Source organism: Paraburkholderia sp. RL18-101-BIB-B, from assembly GCF_046026985.1.
Taxonomy (GTDB): domain Bacteria; phylum Pseudomonadota; class Gammaproteobacteria; order Burkholderiales; family Burkholderiaceae; genus Paraburkholderia.
This window is the reverse complement of sequence record NZ_JARESV010000014.1, coordinates 22,188-48,497: the sequence shown is the minus strand read 5'-3', so window position 1 is coordinate 48,497 and position 26,310 is coordinate 22,188. Positions and strand designations below refer to the sequence as shown.

General features: G+C 63.0%; 24 protein-coding genes. 14 read left to right on the top strand and 10 right to left on the bottom strand.

Annotation, left to right across the window (positions count from 1 at the left end; all coding sequences use genetic code 11):
- Window positions 1–41 precede the first annotated feature (41 nt).
- The gene (locus tag P0D73_RS20915; RefSeq protein ID WP_408177731.1) at window positions 42–734 is read right to left on the bottom strand and encodes a GntR family transcriptional regulator; all 693 of its coding nucleotides are present in this window, start codon (window positions 732–734) and stop codon (window positions 42–44) included.
- 218 nt (window positions 735–952) lie between these two features.
- On the opposite strand from P0D73_RS20915, the gene P0D73_RS20910 reads away from it, so the two are divergent.
- From P0D73_RS20910 to P0D73_RS20880, 7 genes are all read left to right on the top strand, one after another.
- The gene (locus tag P0D73_RS20910; RefSeq protein WP_408177730.1) at window positions 953–2,368 is read left to right on the top strand and encodes an MFS transporter; all 1,416 of its coding nucleotides are present in this window, start codon (window positions 953–955) and stop codon (window positions 2,366–2,368) included.
- Window positions 2,365–3,720: an MmgE/PrpD family protein gene (locus P0D73_RS20905; protein ID WP_408177729.1), complete on the top strand. Its 1,356-nt coding sequence runs from the start codon at window positions 2,365–2,367 to the stop codon at window positions 3,718–3,720. Before P0D73_RS20910 ends, P0D73_RS20905 begins: the two co-directional genes overlap by 4 nt.
- Window positions 3,713–4,450, top strand: a complete 738-nt coding sequence (locus P0D73_RS20900; protein WP_408177728.1) for an MmgE/PrpD family protein — start codon at window positions 3,713–3,715, stop codon at window positions 4,448–4,450. The genes P0D73_RS20905 and P0D73_RS20900 overlap by 8 nt, the downstream gene beginning before the upstream one ends.
- Window positions 4,451–4,549: 99 nt before the next feature.
- Window positions 4,550–5,095: a GlcG/HbpS family heme-binding protein gene (locus P0D73_RS20895; protein ID WP_408177727.1), complete on the top strand. Its 546-nt coding sequence runs from the start codon at window positions 4,550–4,552 to the stop codon at window positions 5,093–5,095.
- 94 nt (window positions 5,096–5,189) lie between these two features.
- Window positions 5,190–5,960: a gluconate 2-dehydrogenase subunit 3 family protein gene (locus P0D73_RS20890; RefSeq protein WP_408177726.1), complete on the top strand. Its 771-nt coding sequence runs from the start codon at window positions 5,190–5,192 to the stop codon at window positions 5,958–5,960.
- Between the two features lie 64 nt (window positions 5,961–6,024).
- Window positions 6,025–7,809, top strand: coding sequence for a GMC family oxidoreductase (locus P0D73_RS20885; protein ID WP_408177725.1), 1,785 nt, complete (start codon window positions 6,025–6,027; stop codon window positions 7,807–7,809).
- 9 nt (window positions 7,810–7,818) lie between these two features.
- On the top strand, window positions 7,819–9,165 hold the full coding sequence (locus tag P0D73_RS20880) for a cytochrome c (RefSeq protein ID WP_408432730.1): 1,347 nt from the start codon (window positions 7,819–7,821) through the stop codon (window positions 9,163–9,165).
- A gap of 105 nt (window positions 9,166–9,270) precedes the next feature.
- Here P0D73_RS20880 and P0D73_RS20875 read toward each other — a convergent pair whose 3' ends face one another.
- The 5 genes from P0D73_RS20875 to P0D73_RS20855 form a co-directional block, all read right to left on the bottom strand.
- Window positions 9,271–10,440, bottom strand: a complete 1,170-nt coding sequence (locus tag P0D73_RS20875) for a porin (protein ID WP_408177723.1) — start codon at window positions 10,438–10,440, stop codon at window positions 9,271–9,273.
- A 181-nt stretch (window positions 10,441–10,621) separates the two neighbouring features.
- The gene (locus tag P0D73_RS20870; RefSeq protein WP_132381632.1) at window positions 10,622–11,374 is read right to left on the bottom strand and encodes an SDR family NAD(P)-dependent oxidoreductase; all 753 of its coding nucleotides are present in this window, start codon (window positions 11,372–11,374) and stop codon (window positions 10,622–10,624) included.
- On the bottom strand, window positions 11,371–12,672 hold the full coding sequence (locus tag P0D73_RS20865; protein ID WP_408177722.1) for an MFS transporter: 1,302 nt from the start codon (window positions 12,670–12,672) through the stop codon (window positions 11,371–11,373). The genes P0D73_RS20870 and P0D73_RS20865 overlap by 4 nt, the downstream gene beginning before the upstream one ends.
- Window positions 12,673–12,789: 117 nt before the next feature.
- The gene (locus tag P0D73_RS20860) at window positions 12,790–14,073 is read right to left on the bottom strand and encodes an MFS transporter (RefSeq protein WP_408177721.1); all 1,284 of its coding nucleotides are present in this window, start codon (window positions 14,071–14,073) and stop codon (window positions 12,790–12,792) included.
- A gap of 131 nt (window positions 14,074–14,204) precedes the next feature.
- The gene (locus P0D73_RS20855) at window positions 14,205–15,566 is read right to left on the bottom strand and encodes an MmgE/PrpD family protein (protein ID WP_408177720.1); all 1,362 of its coding nucleotides are present in this window, start codon (window positions 15,564–15,566) and stop codon (window positions 14,205–14,207) included.
- A 194-nt stretch (window positions 15,567–15,760) separates the two neighbouring features.
- Here P0D73_RS20855 and P0D73_RS20850 point away from each other — a divergent pair, with 194 nt between their 5' ends.
- Both P0D73_RS20850 and P0D73_RS20845 read left to right on the top strand, forming a co-directional pair.
- Entirely contained in the window at window positions 15,761–16,510 is a 750-nt protein-coding gene (locus P0D73_RS20850) for an FCD domain-containing protein (RefSeq protein ID WP_408177719.1), read from the top strand.
- Between the two features lie 84 nt (window positions 16,511–16,594).
- A complete protein-coding gene (locus P0D73_RS20845) occupies window positions 16,595–17,980 on the top strand; it encodes an MmgE/PrpD family protein (RefSeq protein ID WP_408177718.1) in 1,386 nt (461 codons plus the stop codon).
- A 143-nt stretch (window positions 17,981–18,123) separates the two neighbouring features.
- On the opposite strand, the gene P0D73_RS20840 is transcribed toward P0D73_RS20845, so the two are convergent.
- The gene (locus P0D73_RS20840) at window positions 18,124–18,864 is read right to left on the bottom strand and encodes a GntR family transcriptional regulator (protein WP_408177717.1); all 741 of its coding nucleotides are present in this window, start codon (window positions 18,862–18,864) and stop codon (window positions 18,124–18,126) included.
- Window positions 18,865–19,197: 333 nt separating this feature from the next.
- Here P0D73_RS20840 and P0D73_RS20835 point away from each other — a divergent pair, with 333 nt between their 5' ends.
- Window positions 19,198–19,629, top strand: a complete 432-nt coding sequence (locus P0D73_RS20835; protein WP_132381618.1) for a VOC family protein — start codon at window positions 19,198–19,200, stop codon at window positions 19,627–19,629.
- 144 nt (window positions 19,630–19,773) lie between these two features.
- Entirely contained in the window at window positions 19,774–21,087 is a 1,314-nt protein-coding gene (locus tag P0D73_RS20830; RefSeq protein WP_408177716.1) for an MFS transporter, read from the top strand.
- An 82-nt stretch (window positions 21,088–21,169) separates the two neighbouring features.
- On the opposite strand, the gene P0D73_RS20825 is transcribed toward P0D73_RS20830, so the two are convergent.
- The 3 genes from P0D73_RS20825 to P0D73_RS20815 form a co-directional block, all read right to left on the bottom strand.
- Window positions 21,170–21,508, bottom strand: a complete 339-nt coding sequence (locus P0D73_RS20825) for a DUF190 domain-containing protein (protein ID WP_132381614.1) — start codon at window positions 21,506–21,508, stop codon at window positions 21,170–21,172.
- 240 nt (window positions 21,509–21,748) lie between these two features.
- Window positions 21,749–22,960 (bottom strand): mechanosensitive ion channel family protein, encoded by a 1,212-nt coding sequence (locus P0D73_RS20820; RefSeq protein ID WP_408177715.1) that lies wholly within the window; start codon window positions 22,958–22,960, stop codon window positions 21,749–21,751.
- 167 nt (window positions 22,961–23,127) lie between these two features.
- Window positions 23,128–24,087: a GlxA family transcriptional regulator gene (locus P0D73_RS20815; RefSeq protein ID WP_132381610.1), complete on the bottom strand. Its 960-nt coding sequence runs from the start codon at window positions 24,085–24,087 to the stop codon at window positions 23,128–23,130.
- A gap of 110 nt (window positions 24,088–24,197) precedes the next feature.
- Between P0D73_RS20815 and P0D73_RS20810 the strand changes: the two genes are divergently transcribed.
- The 3 genes from P0D73_RS20810 (at window position 24,198) to P0D73_RS20800 (ending at window position 26,277) form a co-directional block, all read left to right on the top strand.
- Window positions 24,198–24,503, top strand: coding sequence for a putative quinol monooxygenase (locus tag P0D73_RS20810; RefSeq protein ID WP_408177714.1), 306 nt, complete (start codon window positions 24,198–24,200; stop codon window positions 24,501–24,503).
- A 181-nt stretch (window positions 24,504–24,684) separates the two neighbouring features.
- Window positions 24,685–25,299 (top strand): hypothetical protein, encoded by a 615-nt coding sequence (locus P0D73_RS20805; RefSeq protein ID WP_408177713.1) that lies wholly within the window; start codon window positions 24,685–24,687, stop codon window positions 25,297–25,299.
- A gap of 219 nt (window positions 25,300–25,518) precedes the next feature.
- Entirely contained in the window at window positions 25,519–26,277 is a 759-nt protein-coding gene (locus P0D73_RS20800; protein WP_408177712.1) for an alpha/beta fold hydrolase, read from the top strand.
- The last annotated feature ends 33 nt before the right edge of the window (window positions 26,278–26,310 follow it).

Below are 26,310 nucleotides of genomic sequence, written 5' to 3'. Positions count from 1 at the left end.
AATGAACCCCGGCTTGCCTTGAGACGCACAGAAGACGCGCGTCAACCCTTACCGAAATCCGTGTCCCACACCTGCTCGATTGCCTGCAGCGCAGTCAACACGATCGACCGGTTGAGCGCCGCCGCGAGCGTGCCGTCGCGCTCGGCATACGCCTCGCACAGCCGTTGGTGGTCGGCGCACGAGCGCTGCATCCGTCCGGGCAACGACGTGCTGAGATGCCGCAGCCGGTTGGTGCGCATCCGCATCGAATCGAGCACTTCCTTGAAGATGCCGTTGCGGCTCACCCGCAGTTCCTCATCGCGAAACGCCACATTGGCCCAGAAATAGCCGTCGACGTCGGCGCGCGCGGCCGCGTCGGCGAGACGCGCGTGCGCGCGCCACAACGATTCGATGTCCTCGGCCGTGGCATGCTCGACGATCGCGAGCGACACCTGCCCATATAGCAACACGCGCAGTTGATAGATCTCACGCACTTCCGTGAGGCTCATCGACGACACGCGCGGGCGCCGCCGCGGCGACCAGTCGACCAGCCGTTCGCGGTTCAGCACGAACAGCGCTTCGCGCACCGGCGTGCGGCTGACGTTGAAGCGCTTGGCGAGATCGACCGAATTCAGGTCGTCGCCCGGTTGCAGCCGGCCTTCGATGATGCCGCGCGCCACCCAGTCGACGATCTCCCCGACCGGCGATGCGTCGCCCTGCTCGTCTTCGTCGCGTGTGTCGACAGTTTCGTCCATCCCTTTCTTCCTCGATATCTCTTGGCGTGCCGCCCGGCTGCGTGGACGGATTCTAGCAAACCGACGCCCGGCCAGCCCGGTACGACACCCTGCCCGATTTCCACAAGTGTGCACAGTTTATCGAATATCTCTTGAAATTCACCCGAGATTCACCATACACTTGGCGAAAGTGTCGACACTACCAATATGGAACATCAGTCCATCAGGAGACAGACGCGATGTACATGGAAAAGGAGATCGCCGGAAGGACCGGCGTCGAAGCCAGCGTTTCAGCGCGGCTCGACCGCCTGCCGCCGACGCGTTATTTCAGTGGCCTCGTCGCGCGCATCGCGATCGGCGGCTGGTTCGAGTTTTATGAAATGTTCATGGCGGCCTATATCTCACTGGGACTCATCAGCAGTGGTCTGTACCGCGCCACCACGGCGGGCCTGTTCGACGTCAACGGCTTCGCCAGCTTTCTCGGCTCGTTTTTCGCCGGGATGTTCGTCGGCACGGTGGCGCTCGGCGGCTTCACCGACCGCTTCGGACGACGCGCCGTGTTCACCTGCGCGATGCTGATCTATTCGGTCGCGACCTTCGCCGCCGCGTTCCAGCATTCTCCGGAATCCATGGATCTCTGGCGCTTCGTCGCGGGCCTCGGAATCGGCGTGCAGCTCATTACTGTCGACACTTATATTTCCGAGCTGACGCCGCATCACACGCGCGGCCGCTACAGCGCGTTCAGCATCCTCGTGATCCTGACGTCCGTGCCGACAGTCGCGGTGCTGTCGTTTCTGCTCGTGCCGCACACCATCCTCGGTCTCGAAGGCTGGCGCTGGGTGATGATCATCGGCTCAGCGGGCGCCGTGCTGATCTGGTTCATGCGGCGCGGGCTGCCCGAATCGCCCCGCTGGCTTGAAAGCAAAGGCCGTGTCGACGAGGCGCGCGCCATCGTCGATGCGATCGAGGCCCGCGTGGTCGCCGAAACCGGCCGCGCGTTGCAGGCACCCGCGCAACACACGCCGGAACCGCCGGCCGGCGAGCACAGCGGTTCATGGTCGGAGATGTGGAAGGGCCGCTACTTCAGCCGCACGGTGATGCTGTCGTTCTTCAACTTCTTCCAAACCTTCGGCGTGTACGGATTCGGTGCGTGGGTGCCGGTGCTGCTCTACACGAAGGGCATCACGATCACGCATTCGCTGCTCTACACGATGGTAATCGCGTTCGCGACGCCGCTTGGCGCACTCGGCGCGATGGCGTGCGCCGAGCGCGTCCAGCGCAAGTGGCAACTGGTCGGCTGCGCGATCGTCGTCGCGGTGGCCGGCGTGCTGTTCGGCATGGTGCGCGAACCGGTGCTGATCCTGCTGTTCGGCAGCGCCGTGACGATCGCGAACAACTGGCTGATCGGCATCTTTCACACCTATCAGGCCGAGCTGTATCCGACCCGGATTCGCGCCCGCGCCGTGGGTTTCGTTTTTAGCTGGAGCCGTCTGAGTTCGATCTTCGTCGGTTTCTGGGTGGCGGCATTGCTGAAGCATTCGGGCGTGCCCGCCGTGTTCGTGCTGATTTCGTCAGCCATGTTTGTGATCGTCGTGATGGTCGGGCTGCTAGGGCCGAAGACCAACGGCATTCGTCTGGAGGAGTTGTCTCAATGAGTTCCATCGCCGCCGCATTCGCGCACGGCCTTTTCGCACTGGCGCAGCGTCCGCTGCCGGTCCCGGTCGCAGAGGAAGCCAGGCGTTCTTTGATCAATGTGATCGGCACTTCGATCGGCGCATCGCGGCATCCTGGTGTCGACGCGATCCTCGCCGCCGCCCATGAGCTAGGCGTGGCGCAAATCGCGCCGGTGCCGGGTCGCAGCGAAAAAGTCGATCTGCATTTTTCCGCGCTCGCGACCGGCTTTGCCGGCCATCTCGACGATTTCGACGATACCCATCTCGCGACCGTCATTCACCCGGCCGCTTCGGTGCTCGCCGTGCTGACGGCGCTTGCGCCCGACACGCGGCCCACCGGCGCCGCCGCGCTGACGGCCTTCACGCTCGGCTGCGAAGCGCAGTTGCGGGTCGGCGTCTCGATCTCGCCGGAACACTACGACCGCGGCTGGCACATCACCGGCACGTGCGGCGTGATCGGCTGCGCGGTGACGGCCGCGCTGCTGCTCGGTCTCGACGAAGCCGGGTTGACGCAAGCGGTGTCGATCGCCGCCTCGATGTTCGTCGGCCAGCGCGAAGCGTTCGGCACGATGACCAAGCCCTATCACCCCGGCAAGGCGGCTGCGAACGGCATTGCGGCCGCGCGTCTCGCGCAGCACGGCCAGCGCGCCGCCGCCGATATTTTCGAAGCCGCCGGCGGCTACTCGCATTCGATGTCGACCAAGGTTGATTTCGAGCTGATGAACGGCGCGTTCGGCGAGCGCTGGGAACTGCTTTTCAACACGTACAAGCCGTACCCGTGCGGCATCGTCGCGCATCCGGCGATCGACGCCGGACTCGCGCTCGCGCCGCGCATCGACGATGTGCAGTCGATCGAATCGATCACGCTGCGCTGCCATCCGCTCGTGCCCGAACTGATGGGCAACCCGCAGCCGAAGGACGGCCTGCAGGCGCGCTTCAGCGCGATTCACGGCGTGGCCGCCGCACTGTGCGACGGCCAGGTCGGCCTCGCGCAATACGAAGACGCGCGCGTGGTGCAGGACGACGTTACAGCCGTGCGCGCGCTCACCAAGCTCGCGCCCGACGCCTCGGTCAATCGCGATGAAGTCTTTATCGCGGCGACGCTGAGGGACGGCACGGTCGTCGAACATCACGTCGAACATGCGCGCGGCAGCCTCGCGCGTCCGCTGACCGACGACGAGCTGATGAACAAGGTCCGTCTGCTCGTGGACCCGCTGCTTGGCGACGGCACCGCCGCGCAACTCGCTTCCGCCGTGGCGACACTCGACAGCGCCGCCAATCTCGACGCGCTCTTCGCACTGTGCGCTCCCGCCGGAGAATTGAATCATGCATAACGCCGCTCAACATTCCGTCGTGTCCGACGCGCTCGTCGGCTTCGCCATCGCCGCGCTGCCCGCTTCGGCCGACGCCGCACTCGACGCCGCGCGCGACGCGCTCACCCACGCGCGCCTGATCACCGATCCGGCGACGCGTTCCACCGAGCAGATCAGCGCCCTGCTGCAATCGCAAGGCAGCGCGGCGACCGACTCGCGCACCCGCGCATGGATTCTCGGCACGTCGCTGGCGACGCAAGCCGCCGCGTCGCCGGCGATGCCGGTGCTCGCCGCCGTGATCGTAGCCGGGGACACGCTCGGCTCATCAGAGAGCGACGCGATCGCCGCCGCCGCGATCGGTATCGAAGCCGCCGCGCGCATTCTCAGCGCGGTCGGTAGCGCTGAATTCCGTGTGCGCTGGAACGTGGCGTCTTCGGTGGGCTTGCTGGGCGCGGTGCTGGCGGTCTCGCGCCTGCTGCGTCTCGACGAAGTGCATACACGTCATGCGCTCGGCGTCGCCGCAACCCAGGCCGCGGGACTCGCGCACAACGCGGACCACGCGATGGAAGCGATCGAAATCGGCAAGGCCGCAGCGGACGCGCTCGAAGCCGCGATGATCGCGAAGCATGGCTTCACGAGTGCGGCTGCGTCGATCGACGGACGGCGCGGCTTCGCTGCGCTGATGGCGTATCGCTTCGACACCGCCGCCATCACGGAAGCGCTGGGTACGCGCTGGACTTCGGTCGACTGAACGTGATGCGCTTCGCCCGATGTGTTTGACGCATCGGGCGAAGCTGTCACCGACCGCCAATGCTCGACGCTTTTTATCGGCCACACAGGGGAATCCAATATGACCAGCAAGCGAATCATCCAAGCCTCGTTGCCCGCGCTGTTCTCGCTGTGCGCGGCACTGAGCGGCACGAATGCCATCGCGCAGACGCCCGCGTCGCAACCGTCGGCCGGCGGCCTGCCGGCGCACTCGCCGTTCGATATTCCATACGGCATGCCGATCAGCCTGCAAAACGCCAATCAGGCGCTCGAAGCCGCCGAAGCTGAAGCCGCGCGGCACGGCTGGCCCGAAGCCATTGCCGTGACCGATCCGAGCGGAGAACTCGTCGCATTCGCCAAGATGGACAACACGCAGAACGCGTCGCCGAAAATCGCGCTGCGCAAAGCCGCGACCGCCGCGCGCTTTCGTCGCGATACACGCACGTTCTATAACGCCTTCGAAACCGGCCACACCTATTCCGCGACGCTCGATCCTTCGTTGGCCGCTTCTCCCGGCGGCTATCCGCTCGTGATGGGCGGCAAGATCGTCGGCGCGATCGGATGCAGTGGCGGCAGCGGCGACCAGGATGCGGATATCTGCAAGGCGGGCGCGGACGCGTTGAAGTAAAGACGGGGGGCGCCGCGGCGCTTACGCTGGTCGACTATCTTGCTCGCAAGCCAGATCGATCAGGATGCCTTTTTAATGCACGGAGAAGTTCATCATGGACGATAAACCCGCCGCCGCGTCAGCAGTGCCTCCCAAAGCATCATCGCGGCGCCGGTTCCTGATCAAAAGCGTCGCGGTGTTGCCGGTGGCGGGCGGCCTTGCTGCGTGTGATCGGCCCGGCGGCGTGACGGCATCGGCGTCGGCGTCAACGTCAGCCACTGCTGGAACCGACGGTTCTAGCGCGACGCCGTACCAGCCGAAGTTCTTCAAGCCCGACGAGTGGAGCGTGCTGCAAGCGGCGATCGACCGCCTGATTCCCGCCGATGCCGAAGGTCCGGGCGCGCTCGAACTCGACGTCGCGGCGTTCATCGACCGGCAGATGGAAGGCGCGTTCGGTCATGCGGCAGCGTGGTATATGCATGGCCCGTTTCATCCCGATGCCACGCCGCTCGCCGGCTATCAAAGTCCCATGACCCCTCGCGACCTGTACCGCACCGGCATCGCGGCGCTCGACGCCTATTGCAAGGCGCACTTCGGCGGCAAGCCGTTCGTGCAATTGACGACCGCGCAACAGGACACGTTGCTGCATGGCATGGATAGCGGCAAGGTCAAATTCGAGCAAACCTCGGCCGGTCATTTCATCGCGTTGCTGTGGCAGAACACCAAAGAAGGCTATTTCTCCGATCCGATTCATGGCGGCAACAAGCACGCCGCGAGCTGGACCATGATCGGTTTTCCCGGCGCGCGCGCCGACTATCTCGACTGGGTCTCGCAACCCGGCAAAGTGTATCCGCTCGGAACCGTGACGATCGAAGGCAAGGCATAGCCGCCGCCTTCGTCCAGCAACGCGCACAGCAGCATTAGATAAAACACACGCCAGGAGGAGACGCATGGCGAACATCAGTAAACCTAAAGTGGACGCGGTGGTCGTCGGCATGGGCTGGTCGGGTTCGATCATGGCGATCGAACTGGCGGACGCCGGCCTCACCGTGGTCGGCCTGGAACGCGGCGAAAACCGCGATACGTATCCCGACTTCGCGTATCCGAAGGTCGCCGACGAACTGACCTACGTGCAGCGCTTCAAGCTAATGCAAAGCCTCGCGCACGAGACCGTCACGATCCGCCGCCAGGCGCAGGAAGTCGCGTTGCCGCTGCGTCAGTACGGCGCCTTTCTGTTTGGCGACGGCGTCGGCGGCTCGGGCGTGCACTGGAACGGCTTCACCTATCGTGCAACCGATGCCGAACTGAAACTGCGCAGCCACTACGAACAGCGCTACGGCAAGAGCTTCATACCCAACGACATGACGATTCAGGACTGGCCCGTCAGCGCCGCCGAGCTCGAGCCGTTCTACGACCGCTTCGAATATGTCGCCGGCACTTCGGGCAGGGCGGGTAACGTCAACGGTCAGCCGATCAGTGGCGGCAATCCATTCGAAGCTTCGCGTTCACGCGATTACGCATTGCCGCCCTTGCCCACTGCGTATCCGTCGATGCTGTTCGAGCAGGCCGCGCGCGAAGTGGGCTTCCACCCGTATCCGACGCCTGCGTCGATTGCTTCTAAGGCGTACACGAACCCGTATGGCATGCAGCTAGGCCCGTGCAACTTCTGCGGCTATTGCGAACTGTTCGGCTGCTACATGTTTTCGAAAGCATCGCCGCAGACCTGCATTCTCCCGGCGCTTGCGAGAAAGCCGAACTTCGAATTGCGCGACCGCTCGGCGGTCGTCAAGGTCAATCTCGATGCGACCGGCAAGCGCGCGACGGGCGTCACCTATATCGACGCTCAAGGCCGTACCGTCGAGCAGCCCGCGGATATCGTCGCGCTGTGCGCGTACCAGATGCACAACGTGCGTCTGCTGTTGCTGTCGGGGATCGGCAAGCCATACGATCCCGCCACCGGCGAAGGCACTGTCGGCAAGAACTACGCGTACCAGAAGAACAGCAAGATTCAGGTCTTCTTCGACAAGGACGTGGCGATCAATCCGTTCATCGGTTCGGGAGCGGGCGGCGTCGTCTACGACGATTTCAATGCCGACAACTTCGATCACGGTCCGCTGAACTTCGTCGGTGGCGCGATTACCTTTGCAACGGTGACGGGCGGCCGCCCGATCGCGCAGGCACTGGTACCGCCCGGCACGCCGAAGTGGGGCTCGGGGTGGAAGAAGGCCGTGAAAGACCACTATCTGCATTCGTTCGCCATCTCCACGCAAGGCTCGGTGATGTCGTACCGCGACAACTATCTCGATCTCGATCCGACTTACAAGGATGCGTACGGCCTGCCGCTATTGCGCATGACGTTCGACTGGAAAGACAACGAAGGCCGCATGACGCAGTTCGTCAGCCACAAAGCCGCCGATGTCGCGCGCGCGATGAATCCGAAACCGCAATCGGTTGCGATCAACGCGGGCAAGCCGGGCGATCACTTCGACGTCGGGCCGTATCAGAGCACGCATACGACCGGTGGGGCGATCGCGGGCGACCGGCCGGACAACAGCGTGGTGAATAAATACCTTCAGTCGTGGGACGTCCCGAATGTGTTCGTGACCGGCGCCTGTTCGTTCCCGCAAAATCTCGGCATCAATCCAACCGGCACCATCGGCGCCATGACGTACTACGCGGCGAAGGCGATACGCGAGACGTATCTGAAGAATCCCGGCCCTCTGGTTCAGGCGTGAGCGACCGTCATGAAAATCACTTTCGATCGCTTGAGACAGTATCTGATTCCCGTGTTTGCGCTAATGTGCAGTGGCGCGCCCGGCGGCGGTGCGAACGCGCAAACTTTGAATGCCACGCTCACGACAGTGACCGTCGACGCGCAGCTAGCCAAAGGCGCCTATCTCGCGAAAGTCGGCGATTGCGCGGCGTGTCACACGGCGAACAAGGCGCAACCGTTCGCGGGCGGGCTGCCGCTCGCGACGCCTTTCGGTACGCTCTATTCGACCAACATCACACCGGACACATCGACTGGCATCGGCGGCTATAGCTATGACGACTTCGCCAGGGCGTTGCGCCAAGGCATAGCCAAAGACGGTCATCGTCTGTATCCGGCAATGCCGTATCCGTCGTACGCGAAGATCGACGATAGCGATATGCATGCGCTCTATCGCTACTTCACGCAAGGCGTCAAACCCGTCGGGCAGCCGAATCGCGTATCCGAACTGCGCTTTCCATTCAACGTTCGCACGCTGATGACAGTGTGGGATCGTTTGTATGCGCATGACCCACTGCCTTATCAAACCGATCCGCACCAGAGCGTCGAATGGAATCGTGGCGCGTATCTGGTGCAAGGGCTCGCGCACTGCGGCGCATGTCACACGCCGCACGGCATGCTCGGGCAGGAGAGCGTACTCGACGACAAGGACAATACCGCGTTCCTGTCCGGCAATACGCTGGCTGGCTGGTATGCGCCGAACCTGCGTGGCCATATGGCGCAAACATCGGCCAGCGAAAAGGTATGGAGCAAGGCCGATCTTGTCGCCTATCTACGCAGTGGGCGTATGCACGACGGCGCGGCATTCGGCCCGATGACGGAGGTCATCAACGACAGCACACAATATCTGCACGACGAAGATTTGAACGCGATTGCAACTTATCTGACGTCGCCGTCATTGCAAACGGGCGCGACGCCGCCGGCCGCGCAGCAAAGCGGTCGTGCGGATCAGACGGCTGTCGCGCTCAGAGCCGGTCACATCGATTCGACCGGCGCGCATCTCTATCTGGACAATTGCGCGGCCTGTCACCGCACGGATGGCACCGGCGCGATGCCGGCCTTCCCCAGCCTCAGGGGCAATGCATCGGTGCTGAGCGGCGATCCGGCATCGCTGATTCATATCGTATTGAGCGGCTCGCATATGCCGTCCACCGCAGCCGCGCCGACGCCGCTTGCCATGCCCGATTTCGGCTGGCGTTTGACCGATCAGCAGATCGCGGATCTGTTGAGCTTTGTGCGAAGCAGTTGGGGAAATCGCGCAGTTGCTGTCACTGCTGGTGAAGTCGCCAAGGTTCGCGGCGTCGCGATCAGCGCGAAATGACCTGGCAGCGTTGACGTGAAGGGTTAGCGCGCGAGGCTTGAATGCATGAATGAAGCCCAGGGCATCGCTCGATGCCCTGGGCTTTGCGCATGTAAAACAGAGGTCTTAGAACTTATGATGAATCGCGACGCGCGCCACGGCCTGATGATTATTCGACGAATCGCCGAGACTGCCGATATCCGCAACCGCCGCAGCGCCAGTGGAGCTCGTGCCGCTCGCGGTCTGGAAGGTGCCGAGGAGATAGACATCGGTACGCTTGGAGAGCACGTAGTCGAGTAGCAACGAGAACTGGTTGTACTTCTGGTCGCCGATGTCGCCCTTCACCGCGTTGCCCTTCGTATAGTTGTACTCGCCCGACAAGAACAGCGCCGGCGTGACGCGATAGAGCGCGTTCAACTCGTAGCTGTTGAACGTCGCGGTCGCGCCACCGAATGCGCCAATGTTCATGTACTTGGTATTCGAATACACTGCGCCGATTTTGGCCGGGCCGAAATCATACGAGCCGCCCGTGGTGATGATTTGCAGCGAGTTGGCGGGCTTCGTGCCGAGATAGCCCGAGTTCAGCGAGTTGAACGTCGTGGCGCTAGCGTTGCTGTTTAGAATCGAGCCCAGCGCGGATGGATTCTTGAACAGTTCATACGCGACCGCAATCCCGAACGGGCCGTGTCCATAATTCGCACCGAGGCTGTACCCGCTCGACTGCGAAATCTCGCCCGCTACGCCGCCCAGACTCACCGTGCCGCCGAACGTCAGGCCATTGAAATTGGGGCTCGCGTATTTGATCGTGTTGTTCGCGCGGAACGTGTGGTTGACGTTGTCGAGGTCGCCCGGATGTTCTGTCGTCGATCCGCCATACGCCGCGGCAAAGCCGTAGTTGCCGACGTAGTCGTTGATGCTGTCGTACTGACGGCCCAACGTCACCGAGCCAAACGAACTGCTGGCGAGGCCCACGTAGGCTTGCCGGCCGAATGCGGTGCCGCCTTGTCCGAACGCGCCCGTGCTGACGTTGATGCCCGACTCCAGCACGAAGATCGCCCTCAGGCCGCCGCCCAGATCTTCGGCGCCGCGGATGCCCCAGCGGCTGCCCTGCGTGCCCGCGTTGGAATCGACCGAAAATTGCCGGCCGCCCACGTTCTTGCCGTTCACCACGTTCTTCGCGTTTGTGTTGATCATCACGCCTTCGTCGACAATGCCGTACAGCGTGACCGAGCTCTGCGCGTGAACGGTTCCAGCAAAGGTTCCCAATATCGATAATGCAAAAAGCGACTTTCTCATTCTGTCATCTCCGCCAAGTCATAATTTATTTGTGTCTTAAACATTTCACTCTGTAATACTAACTAATTCGATGTCTTCACCGCATAAGCAATCCTCCTGCGAAACCCGCAATAGCGAGTCCGACTTGAAACTGTTCGACAGCGGCGCGCAGATGTCGTCTGCCGCGCCGCCGCGGCTACGATCAGCCTAGAAAAGCGCCGCCGTTCGCATGAATCGCCTGGCCCGTGAGATAGCGTGCTGTCGGGCCGCACAGAAACTGCACGAGGCTTGCGACCTCGTCGGGCTGGCCGCGCCGGCCAAGCAAGGTAGTGCGCTCAGCGTGATGCGCGGGTTCGGTATTGCCCGCCGCGCCGCCGCGCACGGTCGCGATCAAGCCGGGCACCACGCAATTGACGGTGATGCCGTCCGGACCCAGATCGTGCGCCAGTGCGCGCGTCAAACCGACGAGGCCCGCTTTCGCGGCGATCACGTGCGCGCGCCCCGCCGAACCCCCATGCGCGGACATGCCGCCGATATTGACGATCGCGCCGGCCTTCGATTGCCGCAAATAGGGCAACGCCGCGTGCGCGCACAGATACGCGCCGTCGAGAATCACCGACATCACCTCGCGCCAGCGTGCGTAATCCAGCTCCGCGAACGGCACTTCGCGACGCACCGCGGCGTTGTTGACGAGAATGTCGATCTGCCCGAAATGGTGAATCGCCGCTTCCATCAGACTTTGCGCGCCCGCCGGTTCGCTGACGTCGGCCAGATGCGCGGCCGCGCGGCCGCCCGCGGCCTCGATCGCGCGCACGACTTCGGCGGCCTCGGCGGCGGAACTGCGCGCGTTGACGAGCACCGCATTGCCCGCTGCCGCAAGTTGCAGTGCGATCTCGCGGCCGATATTGCGCGCCGCCCCGGTGACGACCGCGACGCCGTTGACTTCTCCTTTCATGAATGCACTCCCAGTGATTTCGTTGATAGCGTGGGTTGCGCGGTGGCCTGCAGCGGCCGATCGGGACGAATCCAGAACGACAACGCAATGCCGACCAGCAACAGCGCAATGGACATCACGAACGGCAGACGATAGCTGCCCGTCATGTCGGTAATGAGGCCGAACGCGACCGGTGACACCACCGCCGCAAGACCGGCCGCCGTGCTGATGAAGCCGCTCGCGACGCCCGCAAAGGCCGGCGCGACATCCATCGGCACGGCCCAGATCGGGCCTTCGGTCGATTCGAGGCAGAACAGTGCCGCGGCCAGACACAGCGCGATCAAGGTCCGGTCCCGCACGAACAGCACGCACGAGAGAAACAGCAGCGAGCCCGCGAAACCGATGATGATCACGTTGCGCCGCGCCGTATTCAGATTGCCGGTGCGTCGATAAATCGCGTCGGTCAGCAGGCCGCCCGCCGTATCACCGACCACGCCGGCGAGAAACACGCCCGACGTAAACAGCGCCGTGCTCTTCAAGTCGATGCCGTACACGCCGACGAAGAAACTCGGCAGCCAGCTCAGATACAGCCACAGCGTCCATGCGTGGCAGAAGAACACCAGCGTGACCGGCATGATGCGCCGGATCAGCGGCCACCACGGCACCGCCGTGCGATGGCGCGGGCCGGCATACGGCGGCAGCGTATCGACTTCGGCGGCGGTGATCGACGGATGCGTGCGCGGATCGTCGCGGAAATACAGCGCCCATACGACCACCCAGATCGCGCTGACGCAGCCCAGCGCGACAAACGCGCCTCGCCAGCCGAGCAGCGGAATCATCAGCACGAGCAACGGCGGCGTGACGGTGGCCGCGAGGCGCGCGGCCGAGTGCGTGAAGCCCTGTGCGAAGCCACGTTTGACCAGCGGAACCCAGTTGGCCATCGCGCGCGTGGCGTTCGGAATCGTGCCGGCTTCGCCGAGACCGACCAGTGCGCGCGAGAGCACCAGCGTCGCGAGGCCGCCGGTCACACCGGTCGCGAGCGTGCCGAGGGTCCATAGGATGCCCGAGAACGCCAGCATCCGGCGAGGTCCGATCTTGTCGCCCAGATAACCGTTGATGACCTGGAAGATCGCATAGCAATAGCCGAACGCCGAGAGTGCAATGCCGAGCTGCGTGTTCGACAGATGCATCTCCGACTTCAGCAGCGGCGCCGCGATTGAAAGATTGACCCGGTCGACGTATTCGATGAAATACATCGCGCAGATGAGCATGAACACTCTGCCTGTGGTGCCGGTAAACATGCCTGCTTTCGCTTTCATCTTGAACCGCCCTGCCCGTGACCGCGACTGTGACCGTGATGCATGGTTTGCTCCTTCAGTTTCGATTGCCGCCGACGCCCTGCGGCGCGCGACGCACATCATTCGGAATACGTTTGATCATCTCTGCAGTGCCCGATGCGCGGTTTCCGGCGCCCACTTCACGCAGAACAGACCGACTAGATAGATCAGCGAGACTGCCGTGATCGCGAGCGGATAGGAACCGAACATCGCCGCGAGCGCGCCGACAATCGACGGCCCCGCCGCCCCGAGCACGCGGCCGAAGCTGAAGGCGAATCCGGAACCGAGCGCGCGCTGCATCGTCGGAAACATTTCGGGCAGCCAGATCGTGAACAGCGAAAACACGCCGCTCGTGAAGAAGCCGAGCAGCGGCAGCGTGATCAGGAAAAGCGGCAGACTTTTCAGCAACACCACAATGCCGAAGTACGACGTGACATTGCAGATCAGCGCACCGGAGAAGAACACGCTGGCGACCGATTTGCGGCGCGGAATCCAGCGCACGATCCACGGCATCGCGACGCATCCCGCGAGCGTGCCGACGCTCAGGATCAGGCCGCTCAGCGAGCCGAGATACTGCGCATCGGCAACGGATGCGCCGCCCGCGCGCTGCCAGGTAATCACGAGCGTCGGAATCCAGAACGTGGACGACCACAGCCCGAAGATCAGGCACGTCATCATCAATGCTGCGGACCAGGTGGTGCGCGCCATGCCTGACGCAAACAGATCACGCACGCGTGCACGCGGGCCCTGTGCGCGTCGCTGCTCTTGCCAGCGGCGCGACTCCGGCACGCCGAGGCGCAGCCAGATCGTCAGCAACGCGGGCGCGCTGCCGATCAGAAACAGGACGCGCCAGCCGCCCAGCGGCAGAATCACCAGCGCGGCGGCGGACGCCAGTAGAAAACCGATCGGCGTGCCGGTATGCAGCCATCCAGACAGACGCTCGCGCAAATGCTCCGGCACCGACTCCTGCAACAACGGCGCTCCCGCGGCCCACTCGCCGCCGATGCCGAAGCCCGTCAGAAAACGGAAGATCGCGAACGACACGATGCCCGGCGCAAGGCCGCAGGCGCCGGTAAAGATCGAATAGATGAGAATGGTCGCGCACATGGTCGGCACGCGGCCGAAGCGATCCGCGCACCAGCCCCAGAACATCGAGCAGGCCCAGCCGAGCATGAAGAGGCTGAACATCAACCCGCCGAGCCGCGCGATATGCGCGTGATCGGCCACGAAGCCGCTTTTCGGCAGCAACTCGGTTAAGGCGGGCACGATCACGTAGATGTAGATGGCGTTGTCGAAGCCGTCCAGCATCCAGCCCGCCCATGTGGCGATAAAGACGCGATACGGACGCGCTACTGCGACTGCCACACCGACGGAACTCGACATCTCGTCTCCTGAATCCACGGTCCGCCGCGTTCTTGGGTATCGCGGCTTGTGTTATGTCGACAATGTTATCGATGACGCGCGCCCCTGCTTGCACGAGGCGCACCTCATCGGTACTGCACGTGAGCGCCGTTTTACGACGTCTTCTCGACCGGACGCGCCAGCTCCGCCAGCGTTGCGATGTTGTCCAGCGATTCCATCTGCCATCCCGCTTCCAGCAGCTTCGCGGCGTGCGCGCCGCCCAGAATCGGTTCGACCAGATCGGTGAACTTGGCGGCCAGCTCGGCATTGCTCATCGGCCGATCGATGCTGCCGATGGCGTGCTCCACATGTTTCTCGAGCCGCTCGCCATTGGTCAGCGTGACCGTGATGTGAACGGCGTCGGCCGGCATCGCGGGATCGATCTCGGCGGTGACCTTGTCGCGCAGCCGCACCGTCGCGGCGTCATGAACGGCCGCGTCGCTGTACTGATGCTCGCCGGCGCGACCGTCGATGATCGCCACCGCCGCGGAGTGATAGACGCTGAACTTGCCGTCGAGCCCGGTCTGCGGCGTGCGTTTGCCGGTCAGTTCGAGCACCAGCGGATGCACCTTCAACTGCACCGACGCAATCGCGTCTGCCTTCAGCCCATGTTCGTTGCGCAACTGGATACAGCCGTCGATCGCCGGATGGATCACGATGCCGCACGCAAACGGCTTATACGAGTTCAGCAGACTTTCATGACGTTCGCCCAGCCCGTCCGTGATTTCCGCGTAGTTGCGATGCGTGCTCGTCACGTTCGCCCAGCCGCGTTTCGCTTCGATGCCCTGCTGCGAACTCGTGTAGCCGCGCGCCGCCAGCAACGCCGACACGAGGCCGTTCTGCGCCGCGCGTCCCGGATGGAAGCTCTTGGTCATCGTGCCGAACATCTCGCGCAGGCCGACCGGCTGCGTCGCCGCGAGACCGAGCGCCCAGATCATCTGCTGTTCGTCGAGCCCGAGCAGCTTGCCCGCCGCGGCGGCCGCGCCGAACACACCCGCCGTGCCGGTGATGTGCCAGCCGATGTCATAGTGGTTCGGGTAGACCGCATTGCCGATCCGGCATTCGGTTTCGATGCCGAGCGTCAGCGCGAGAATGAACTCTTTGCCGCTGACCGGCCGATGCTCGGCCAGCGCAAGAATCGCCGACGCCACCGGGCCCGCCGGATGGATCACGGTCTTCAGATGCGTGTCGTCGAAGTCGAACACGTGCGAGCTGATGCCGTTGAAGAGCGCGGCGCTCAGCACGTCGACCTTCTCCGTGCGGCCGAGCACCGTCGCCTGCGCCGGGCCGCCGAACGGTGCGAGCGCCGCCATCGCGATCTCGACCGCTTCATGCCGCGACGCGCCGACCGCACAGCCCATCCAGTTGACGAAAGTACGCACCGCATGGTCGCGCACGGCTTGCGGCAGGCTGTCGGCACGCGCGTTGACGAGGTAGCGCGCGAGAGTTTGGGTGACGCGATCGGCTTGGGTCATCGGATCGTAAAGGGTAGTCAGGCCATGAAAAGGGAATCGCCAGGGTACGAGATCGCATTGTACATATTGTCGACAATACGCAAATCATGGCAAATTCTAGTTGCGCGCCTGCGTTGTGGATAGTATGTTGTCGACAATCTTCAAGACGCAATGTGCGTTGTACACTGCCAGCTTTCCCCAACACAGGTCTGTCTATGCCCCGCCCCACCACTTCGCTCGAGTTGCTTCGCTCCGTCACGCTGTCCGGTCTCGTGCAAGAGGAAATTCTCCGTCGCATCAAGACGGGTGAGCTCGAGGCCGGCATGAAACTCAATGAGATGGACCTCGCCGACCATCTGAAGATCAGCCGCAGTCCGGTGCGCGAAGCGTTTCGCGCGCTCGAGGAAGCGGGTCTCGTGTGGCTCGAAAAGAATCGCGGCGTCTACATCCGCGAGATTTCCGACGACGAAGCCGCCGAACTCTATGAAGTGCGCGCCGGCCTCGACGAGATGGCCGGTCGCCGGCTCGCATCGAAGATCACCGATACGCAGTTGCAGGAACTGCACGCAATGCTCGATCAGCTCGAAGCCAGTTCGATCCACGGCGAGCTGAACAATTACTTCACGCTGAATATCGCCTTTCACGACCGGCTGGTCGAACTGTCGGGCAACGCGACGATGCTCGGTCTGTACCGGCAAACGATCAACCGTATGCACCTGCTGCGCCGGCGCGGTTTTTCGATTGCGGGCAGCTCGCAGGCGTCGCACACCGAACATCGCCTGATTCTCGACGCGCTCGCGAGCCGCGATCCCGAAGCCGTCGCGACGGCGATGCGCCAGCACGTGCAGGCGGGCTTCCAGCGCGCGATCGCCGCGCATAGCGCGGAAGACGCAGCGCCCGCAGCCGCGGCAGGCGACGCCGCCGGCAAGACGGCGCGAGCCACCGTCGCCGAAGGTCCGCACTAAGCCTCACCGCGCGCCCGAAACGCCCGGCACGCGCGCAACACGGCGGCGCACGCATTTCATTACCGACTCGGAGTGGTCACCCGTATGAGCGTTGAAAAACCAGAAGGACACGGAATCGTTGGCGAAAAACTCGGCGCCTGGATTGCGGATGTGCACGCGTCGGCACTGCCTGCACAGACTGTCGAAATCGCCCGTCTGTTGCTGCTCGATGTGACGGGTCTGTGCATCGCCGGGCGCGACGAATCGTATATCCGCGCGACGCTGCAAGCCACCGACGCAGGCGGCGCCTGCACAGCGCTCGGCCATGCAGGCAGCTTCAGTGCATTCGACGCGGCGCTGATCAACGGCACCGCCGCGCACGGCGAAGATTACGACGATACCTTCGAGGGCGGTCCGGTGCACTCGGGCGCGGTGGTCGTGCCCGCGGTGCTGGCAGCGTGCGAACGTGAAGGTCTTGGTGGCGAAGCGTTGCTGCGTGGCATCGCGGTCGGCACGGAATTGATGTGCCGGTTGAGTCTCGTCGCGCCGCGCGCTATTCATACGGCAGGCTTTCATCCGACGGCCGTGATCGGTGCACTCGCGGCAGCGGGCGGCGTCGCAAGTGCGTTACGCCTGAATCCGCAGCAGGCCACCTCGGCGCTCGGTATCGCGGGCAGCATGGCGGCGGGGATCATCGAGTATCTGGCCGAAGGCACCTCGACCAAGCGGATGCACGCCGGATGGGCCGCGCAGTCGGGCATTCGCGCGGCGCTGATGGCGCGCGGCGGCTTCGACGGCCCGCGTACGGTACTCGAAGGCAAGCACGGTTTCTTCAAGGCGTTCGCGCCGTCTCGCGCGCCGGATTTCTCGCCGGTGCTCGATACGCTCGGCAAGTCGTGGATCATGGAGACGATAGCCTTCAAGCCCTATGCGTGCGGCACGATGACCCAGCCGTATATCGATTGTGCGATCGCCCTCGCGGAGCGCGGCGTGCAGGCGGATCAGATTCGCGACATCGTGTGTGAAGTGGGCGAAGGCACGGTGCATCGGCTGTGGGAAGACCTCGCGGTCAAGCATCGGCCGCCGACTGCTTACGCCGCCAAGTTCAGCACACCGTTCTGCATGGCCGTGGGTTTCTTCGATCGCAAGGCGGGCTTCAGCCAGTTCACCGAAGCGCGCATTCACGATCCGGCGGTGCTCGCGCTGGCCGGCAAGATCCGCTATGTGATCGATCCGGACAACGAGTACCCGAGCAATTTCACCGGCCATCTGCGCGCGACGCTCAACGACGGCACCTTTCAGGAAGTGCGCCAGCCGCATATGCGCGGCGGCGCGCGTGAACCGCTGTCGCGCGCCGAACTCGCGGCCAAATTCACCGACAACGCGCAGCACGGCGGCTGGAGCATCGCACTCGCCGACGAGGCGCGCGTGTGGTGCGAGACGGTATTCAATGAGCCGGCGCTCGGCGCGATCGCGCAGTTCCGGCAATAGACTGATCGATGCGAACGACGTCCTGATTTATGGGCGTCGTTCGTTGATGACGTGCCGCGTTTTTCAGGCGCGCGGCGGACGCCGTTGCCGCTTCCGAGCAGTTGCTCAGGCGCACCGCCCTCTCCGCCGTCGATGCACACCGCTCAATCCTGCAAGCCGCGCACGTTCCGATACGAACAACGGCTCGAATCGACATAGCGCACGCGAAATTCGACCGGCTGGTCCTTGAACGTGTAAGCCGTGCGCTCGATACGCAACACCGGCGCACCGACTTCGATATTCAGCGCGCGCGCCACCTCTTCGTCGGCAATTGCGCCGCCCAGATCTTCCACCACGCGCACCACCGAAATCCCGAAGTGCTCCTGGTAAAAGCCATAGATGGAACCGCGCCGTGCTTCGAAAATGCCGGGTTCGAGATCCGGGAACACGGCGAGCGGAAACCACAAACGATCCAGCATGACAGGCACGTCGTCATGCAACCGAAGATTGTCGGCGGTGGCCAGCCGTGCGCCGCGCGCGAGCTTGAGCGTCGCCGCAAGCGCCGGGCTCGCGCGCTCCTTGCCGAAGCGCAGCAGGCGCGCGGTGACCTTCATTAATTCGCCGTCTGTATCGACGAAGCTGAAGTAGTGGTCGAACGCATGTTCGTCGGCGAACTTCGCGACGATCGTGCCACGCCCTGCCCGGCGAATCAGCAGACGCTCGGCCACCAGTTCTTCGACCGCGCGGCGGATCGTGCCGATGCCGACGCCGAATTCCTCGGCCAGTTGCGGCTCCGTCGGGATCTTGTCGCCGGCCGTCCATTGGCCGGTACGAAGGCGCTCGAGAATACGGGCGCGGACGATTTCATAGAGCGGTTGCTCTCCCGGAGTACGAAGTCCTGGCATTCAGGTCAGTGTCAGAGTGAAGAAAAGGAATCGGAAAAAGCCGCTCGATGCGCGATGAGATGGCCGCGAGACGCACACATTTCATGCGCTGCCTCCGGTCCGATTCGCGGCCTGCACGGCGAATTCCGGAAGGATACAGGATCGACACCCGCGTGCGTGACTGTGATCGGGGCCATGCCGCTATCGAGCGCGATAACCGGAGACAATCGGCATCGACCCGAACCTATCCATTAATTCGAATCATTCGAATGATTCGATTGACTGAGCCGGCATGTCGTCTTAGACTGATCTTCATCGCGCAACCACGCGCGCTTACATCAGAGGAGATGACCCATGCCGAATTTCATCAAGCACATTGCATTCAAGGTTGAAGACGTCGAGAAGGAACGCGCGTTCTATGAGAACGTGTTCGGCTACAAGCACGTGAACACGGTGCGTCGCAAGGGCAAGAACGGCGATCACATTTCGCATCACCTGACCGACGGTTACATGGACCTGACGCTGATTCACTATGAGAAGTCGGACTCCGATGAAGCAGATTTCGCCGGCCCGGCGCCGTGCATTCACCACATCGGCATGGAAGTGGAAGACCTCGACGCATTCATCGCGCAGATCAAGGAAAACGGCGGCGAAATCCTGACGGCGCCGGGTCATCTGCCGGTCAAGTTCCGTTCGCCGAACGGTCCGGTCGCCGAAGTCGTGCCGATGCAACGCTGGGAAAAGCAGACGCTCGCCGCCGGCGTACACGGCGAAGTACTCGAATAAGTAGGTTCAAGTTCGCGTTTCAGTTCGCATCACACCAATTCATAGCGAACTGTTCGACGTACGGCGACGTGGGGCGATGCCCGCGACGCCGCGACACGAGACGCAACGGCACGTGCCGTTGCGTGGTCGCAAGGAGGAGACACGATGGAATCGATCCGCCGCCGCAACCGCTTTTCCGCGACGACAGGCGTACTGATTGTCCTGTGCATCATGTCGTTCCTGATGTATGTGGACCGCACCAATATTTCGACTGCGGCTCTCGCGATCCGTCGCGATCTGCATCTGAGCAACTCGCAGCTTGGCATCGTGTTCTCCGCCTTTGCGCTGACCTACGCGCTCGCGATGATTCCAGGCGGCTTTATCGGCGACCGTCTCGGCGCCCGCAAGATGCTCGCGGTGTGCGGCGTGCTGTGGGGACTCGGCACGCTTCTGACCGGCTTCGCCAGCGGGCTGGGGACGTTGCTGCTCGCGCGCTTCGTCGTCGGGTTGGGTGAAAGCCCGATCGTGCCGGCATCGGCCCGAGCGCTGACTGCGTGGATGGAACCCGAGCGGCGCGGCTTTTCACAAGGCATCACGCATGCCTGTGCCCGGCTGGGCAACGCCTCGACGCCGATTCTCGTCGCCGGCCTGATCACCGCGTTTTCGTGGCACATCGCGTTTATCGTACTCGGTGCGGCGAGTCTGGCGTGGGTCGTACTGTGGGTCTGGTACTACCGCGACAATCCCGCCGATCATCCGGGTATCACGCCCCAGGACATTGCGCGACTCCCCGCGAAACTCGGCAAGACACGCGTGCCGATGCGCTGGCCGCCGCTGCTGCGCGCGCTGTGGCCGGCCACCGTCGTGAGCTTCTGTCACGGCTGGATTCTTTGGTTCTTTCTGAACTGGATGCCGTCGTTTTTTGCGCAGGCGTATCACCTGAATATCCGGCATTCGGCCATCTTCAGCTCGGGGATTTTCTTGAGCGGTGTGGTCGGCACCACGCTCGGTGGTTCGCTCAGCGATCTGATGCTCAAGAAGACCGGCAACATTCGCCGCTCACGTCAAACGCTGATTACCGTTGGTTTTCTCGCGCCGATCGTGTTCTTCGTGCCGATGTTCCTGCACACGTCGTCGACGCTCGCCGCCCTCTCGCTGGCTGCCGCGCTGTTTCTATCTGAACTGGTGACCGCGCCGCTGTGGGCCGTCGCAATGGATCTCGCGCCCAATCACGCGGCGACCTCGAGCAGCATCATGAACACGGGGCTCGGCATTGCGGCATCGGTATCGCCGCCGCTCGTCGGCTGGCTGGTCGATACGATGCATTCATGGCAGCCGGTGTTTGCACTGTCGATGTTCTTTCTCGTGCTCGGACCGATTGCCGCGCACTGGATTCGCCCCGACCGCCCTTATCTCGGTGAGCCGGAAGCAAAGACGAACGAAGCCGGCGGCTTTGCGGCGCCGATGGACGCTTATTGAACGCGCCGCCCAGCGATGCACGTCGGGTCGGCAACGAGTTGGGCGCGTCGAACCTCGCGGAGTTCGCGTACGCAATTGCGTGCTAAGACTTCGCAGTGTTCCCGTTGTCGTTCCCGATGACCCCGAACTCGACAGGCGTCTTGACGTAGAACAGATGCACACCATCGGCGCGCAGCCGGTCGAATAATCGATCGGCTTCGTCGCTCGTCATCGCCATCACGACGGACAAAGGCTGGTCCGCCAACTCGAAGAAGTGCGCCGAGTGAATGCGGTGATGCTGGCCGACGCCTTCGCAGCCCGGTATCACGGTCGCACCGCGCAGACCGAGCTCCCCCGCAAGATGGACGAGCCAATCGGCCAGCGGCTTGCCGTGATGGCGGCGATCCTGTTGGGTGAAGAAGGTGACCTGATAGCCGTTCATGTCGGTGTCTCCTGTCCGCGCCGGATCGCTGTTGATTATTCTTGTCAGTGGAGAGGCGCGGCAATACCTGCGTCGCCTGTTCGGCGCAGTCGTTGGCATCATCAGCCAAGGTATGGAACAAGTGTAGATGCCGGGCTGAAGTAGTGCCAGTCCGAGGCGGCTTTCCTCAAGCCGACATTCCCGTGGCCCAGCCGCCGGCTGGAACGCCCCGAGATGCAATGCCCGCGATTGCACCCGCCGCTAAGGTTGCCGCGCTGACTGGCATTGCTGCTGCCAGCAGCGCAAGCCGAACAGCGGCACGAGCCCATAAGCATGGTCCAGCATGTCCGACTGCAGGTTTTCGTACGGCTCCCAGTTGGTTTCGTCGAGGTAGAGAAAGATCTCCAGCGCGACGACGGGCTGACTTGATTGCACCTGGCGAATCACGACAGGCATGTCGCGGCGGACGGCCGGATGGTCGCGAAAATGCGCGGTCAGATAGAGACGGTACAGGCCGAGGTTCGTGCGCCGTGCGTCGTCGGGCGCAAATGCCGCGAGCGGCGGGTCGATATCGCTGTGCAGCCGGGCGAGCAGCGCCTCGTCGGGAAAGCGGACCGTGTCGGCGTCGAAATGAATCGAATGCTTGACGCGCCTGCCGCCCGACTCCGTCATGCCACGCCAGTTCTTCACGCCGTTTGTCAGGAGGACGTAGCTCGGCAGCATGACGATCGAGTTGTCGAAGTTCTGCACCTTGATCGTGTTCAGCGCGATGTCGATCACCGTGCCGTCGGCGACGTAGCCGGGCACCTCGATCCAGTCGCCCACTCGCAGCATGTCGTAGGCGGCGAGCTGGATGCTCGCCACGAAGCCGAGCAGCGAATCGCGGAAGATGATGATGAGCAGCGCCGTCATCGCGCTGAGGCCGGTGAGGAAGTAGGCGGGCGAACGCTCCAGCAACACGGAAATCACAGCGATCAGCGCGATCACGTAGAGCACGATGGTGGCGATCTGCAGGAAACTTTTGATCGGCCGCTCGCTCGAGGATGGGAAGTGGCTGTAGCGCTCGCTGACACTGTCGAGGAACGCGAGCGCGGCGCGCAGCAACGTGTACACCATGTAGCAGGCCGCCAGCACCGACAGCGGATGCCCGAGCGCCGCGATCATCGGGAACGTGATGCCGGAAAGCAGCGGGCCGGCCGCGTAGACGATCGCGGCGGGCACGAGCGGCGCGAGCCGGTGGAAGACCTTGTGACGCTCGGCGGCTCGCAGCCACTTGTGCCGCTCCTGGCGCGCGAGGCGGCCGACAATCATCAGCATGATCGAGCGCGTCAGGTAGTAGCAGAGCGCGCTCGCCAGCAGAATCGCGAGCAGCAGCGCTATGACGAGCAGTACTGCGACGAATTCGCTGTCGGTATAGACGTGGAAGTGGTGCCAGTCCGGTCCGCCTTCGATACGCAGCATCTTGTCGAACATAGACTCTCCCATTGCCGGCGAACCTGTTTCGCCGGGCAGATCTGGTCTGGCTGTTTGATCGGCGCGCTGTGACGGCGAGCGTGGCGCACGATGCTGCCGGCGTCGCTACTGTGCGAACTCGGCCGGACCGGACGGCGGGCGCATCGCACGACGGCTATTGTGACTCATCAAGATCCCCGCAACTCACGCACTCCCTTACCCAACCGCCGCCGCAGCAACGTTCGCAAAGTGTGACCGTCCGCATACCCGACTTGTTCAGCAATGCGATCGACCGTGAGCTTGGTCGTCTTGAGCAATTGAACGGCACGCTCGATCCGCAGATCCTGTATGTACTCGACGGGCGTTTTACCGAGCACCGCATTCAGACGTCGCGTCAACGTCCGCGTGCTGGTCGCCAATGCATCGGCGACGGCGTCGAGCGAGATTGCCGTGTCGAGACGCTCACGCACCCAACGGTCGAAACGCTCGACGAGCGGGTCCGAATGGGAAAGGTGATCGGAGATCGCATACGCCGACTGCGACAGCCGCGAATCGAAGACGAGGTAACGGGCTACGAGCGCCGCAAGCTCAGGACTGTTGTTGCGGATCAACCAGAGCGCAAGGTCGACGTGGCTCAGGGCCGCCCCTGCCGTCAGCGCGCCGCCGCTGGAAACGACGATCCGATGTGCATCCAGATGCACGTGCGGATAACGCTGCCGGAATAATGGTGAGAGCCACCAGGTGGTCGTGGCTTCGCCACCGTCGAGCAAGCCGCTTTCAGCCAGCACGAACGTGCCCGTACAGGCGGCTGCAACGCGGGCGCCGCCGCTGCGCCACGCACGCAAGGCACTCGACGCATCGATCACATCATCGCGGCCGAGCAAAGGCACAAGCGCATCGGCCGTTATGCGGTTGAGCGCCGGCAAGACGACCCAATCCGGCGCAGGAGCGTCGGACATATCGCAAACGGGTACCTGCATCCCGAGCGCGGTACGCACCTCGGGCCGCAGCCCCACCACGGTAATGTCGAAGCCCGGCGTGGTCATCCCTGTCGCTTGCGCAAGGCCGTTGGCCATCGTCAGGCTATCGAGCACAGTGGTGAGACCTGTGTCGAACACGCCCTCGAGCGCGAGGACAAAAATTCGCATGGCAGAATTGGTACCAAAATTGTCGATTGAGACAGTATTCCCCTGCGCACTCTGTTTGTACAGTGTCACTCACCGCATGAACCCATCACGCGGACACTGGAGAAACGAAGATGATCAAGCACGCTTTTTTTGTCCGACTTGAAGCCAAACCGGGAAAGGAGCAGGCGGTCGCAGACTTCCTTACCAGTGGCCTTGAAATGACCAATCGCGAGGCGACCACGCCGATCTGGTTCGCCCTCAAGTTCTCGCCGACGACGTTCGGCGTCTTCGACGCCTTTGCGAGTGAAGAGGATCGTCAGGCACACCTGCTCGGTAGCATGGCCAACGCCCTGATGGCGCGCGCCGACGAGATGCTGGCAAGCCCTCCTTCCATCGAACCGATCGACGTTCTGGCCATGAAAAATCAACTGCCCTGACCCGTTCGCGCCTCGGCAGCGCACAAACCCGCGCGGGCGGTCTGTCTCCTGTCGATCGGCGTTAGCGCTTTAGTTGTCGACCAGACTTCGCGCTTGGGCGCCCTGCTCTGGTCCCATGCAACATGGGTTGCTGCAACCGCGGCGCCCCGATTCAATCGCATTCATGTAGATGGAGTAACTCGTGTCGATTCATTACAAACTAGGCGTTGTATTCGCTGCCATTGCGTTTTCCAGCGTGTCTTTCGCGCAAACGCCTGACGTCAAACCGGAACGGATTCGTGGCGATATCGTGTCGTTCAAAGGCGAAATGCTGACCGTACACCGGAACAGCGGCGATACGGTGTCAATCGATGTCAAGCCGGACGTCGGCGTGTCGGCTTTCAAGGCCGCCAAACTTGCCGACGCCAAAGTCGGTTCGTACGTCGGGACGCCGGCGCTCACGGGCAGCGATGGGAAATTGACGGCCACTTCGATGATCGTTTTTCCTGAGGCGGCACGCGGTACGGCCGAAGGGCATTTCGCCTATGACTTCGGTCCTAACAGCACAATGACGAATGCAAACGTAGTATCGGTTGTCACCGCCACCAGCGGCCGTGAACTGAATCTGTCGTACAAGGGCGGCTCCAGCACGGTGACCGTGCCGACAAACGTGCCCGTCGTGACGCCGGTTCCGGTCAGCAAAGCCGATCTAATCGCGGGAAAGAAAGTTTTCGCCGTGGTGACCCCAGGCGCGAACGGGGTTTATGACGCGCACGTGCTGTTCGTCGAAAAGGACGGCGTGGTGCCGCAGTTCTAACGCATGATGCCGGTCTCCGCTGTGGCCGCTAGTGGCGATGATCTTCCCTGATGGCAGCAAGCGCGGCCGGCCACGGTAGCGGCCTGAATCGTGTTGGAAATCATAGATGACCACGACAGCGGCTACGCGTCACCTCATGCCGTCGACATTCCGATTTTCTTTTCCATTCATTCAACAATCCTAATCCATTGTTGCGCTTCTAATATTCAAGGATTCACCATGCGTTTTCCCGCGTTACGAGCCGCCGCCGTACTCTGCCTGCTCACCACTGCCGTCGCGCCGGCTTTTGCCGCACCCGTTAAGAATATCGTGGTGGTCCACGGCGCCTTCGCCGATGCCGCGGGTTGGCGCCCCGTCTACAACATTCTGACGAAGGATGGCTACCACGTGACACTGGTGCAACAACCGCTGACATCGTTTAACGACGACGTGACTGCCACGAAACGCGTGCTCAGCAGCCTCGACGGTCCGTGTGTACTCGTCGGTCACAGCTATGCCGGCGCGATTATCAGTGAAGCCGGGAACGACGATCACGTGAGCTCGCTGGTCTACATCGCCGCGCATGCGCTCGACGCCGGCGAAACCATGGCGGCCAACGGCAAGAAGTACCCGGGTTCACCCATCTCCATCGTCGGCACGCCGGATAATTTTGTCTACCTGAAACCCGCCGACTATCCGTTGCAGTTCGCACCCGACCTGCCTCGTGCGCAGGCCGAGTTCGAAGCGCATGCGCAGATACCGCTTGCGGCGTCCGAGTTCTCCGCGCAAATTTCCGATCCGGCATGGAAGACAAAGCCGAGCTGGTACATGGTCGCGAAGGCCGACAAGATCATCAATCCGGACCTCGAGCGCATGTACGCAGCGCGCGCTCACGCCAATACGGTCGAGATCAACGGTGCGAGCCATGCGGTGTTCGAATCTCATCCGCGGGAAGTCGCTGCGCTGATCGAACAGGCAGCGCAGCATTCCGGCCAGTAGCGATTGATATTCCGAGCAAGCCGGTGGCTTGAC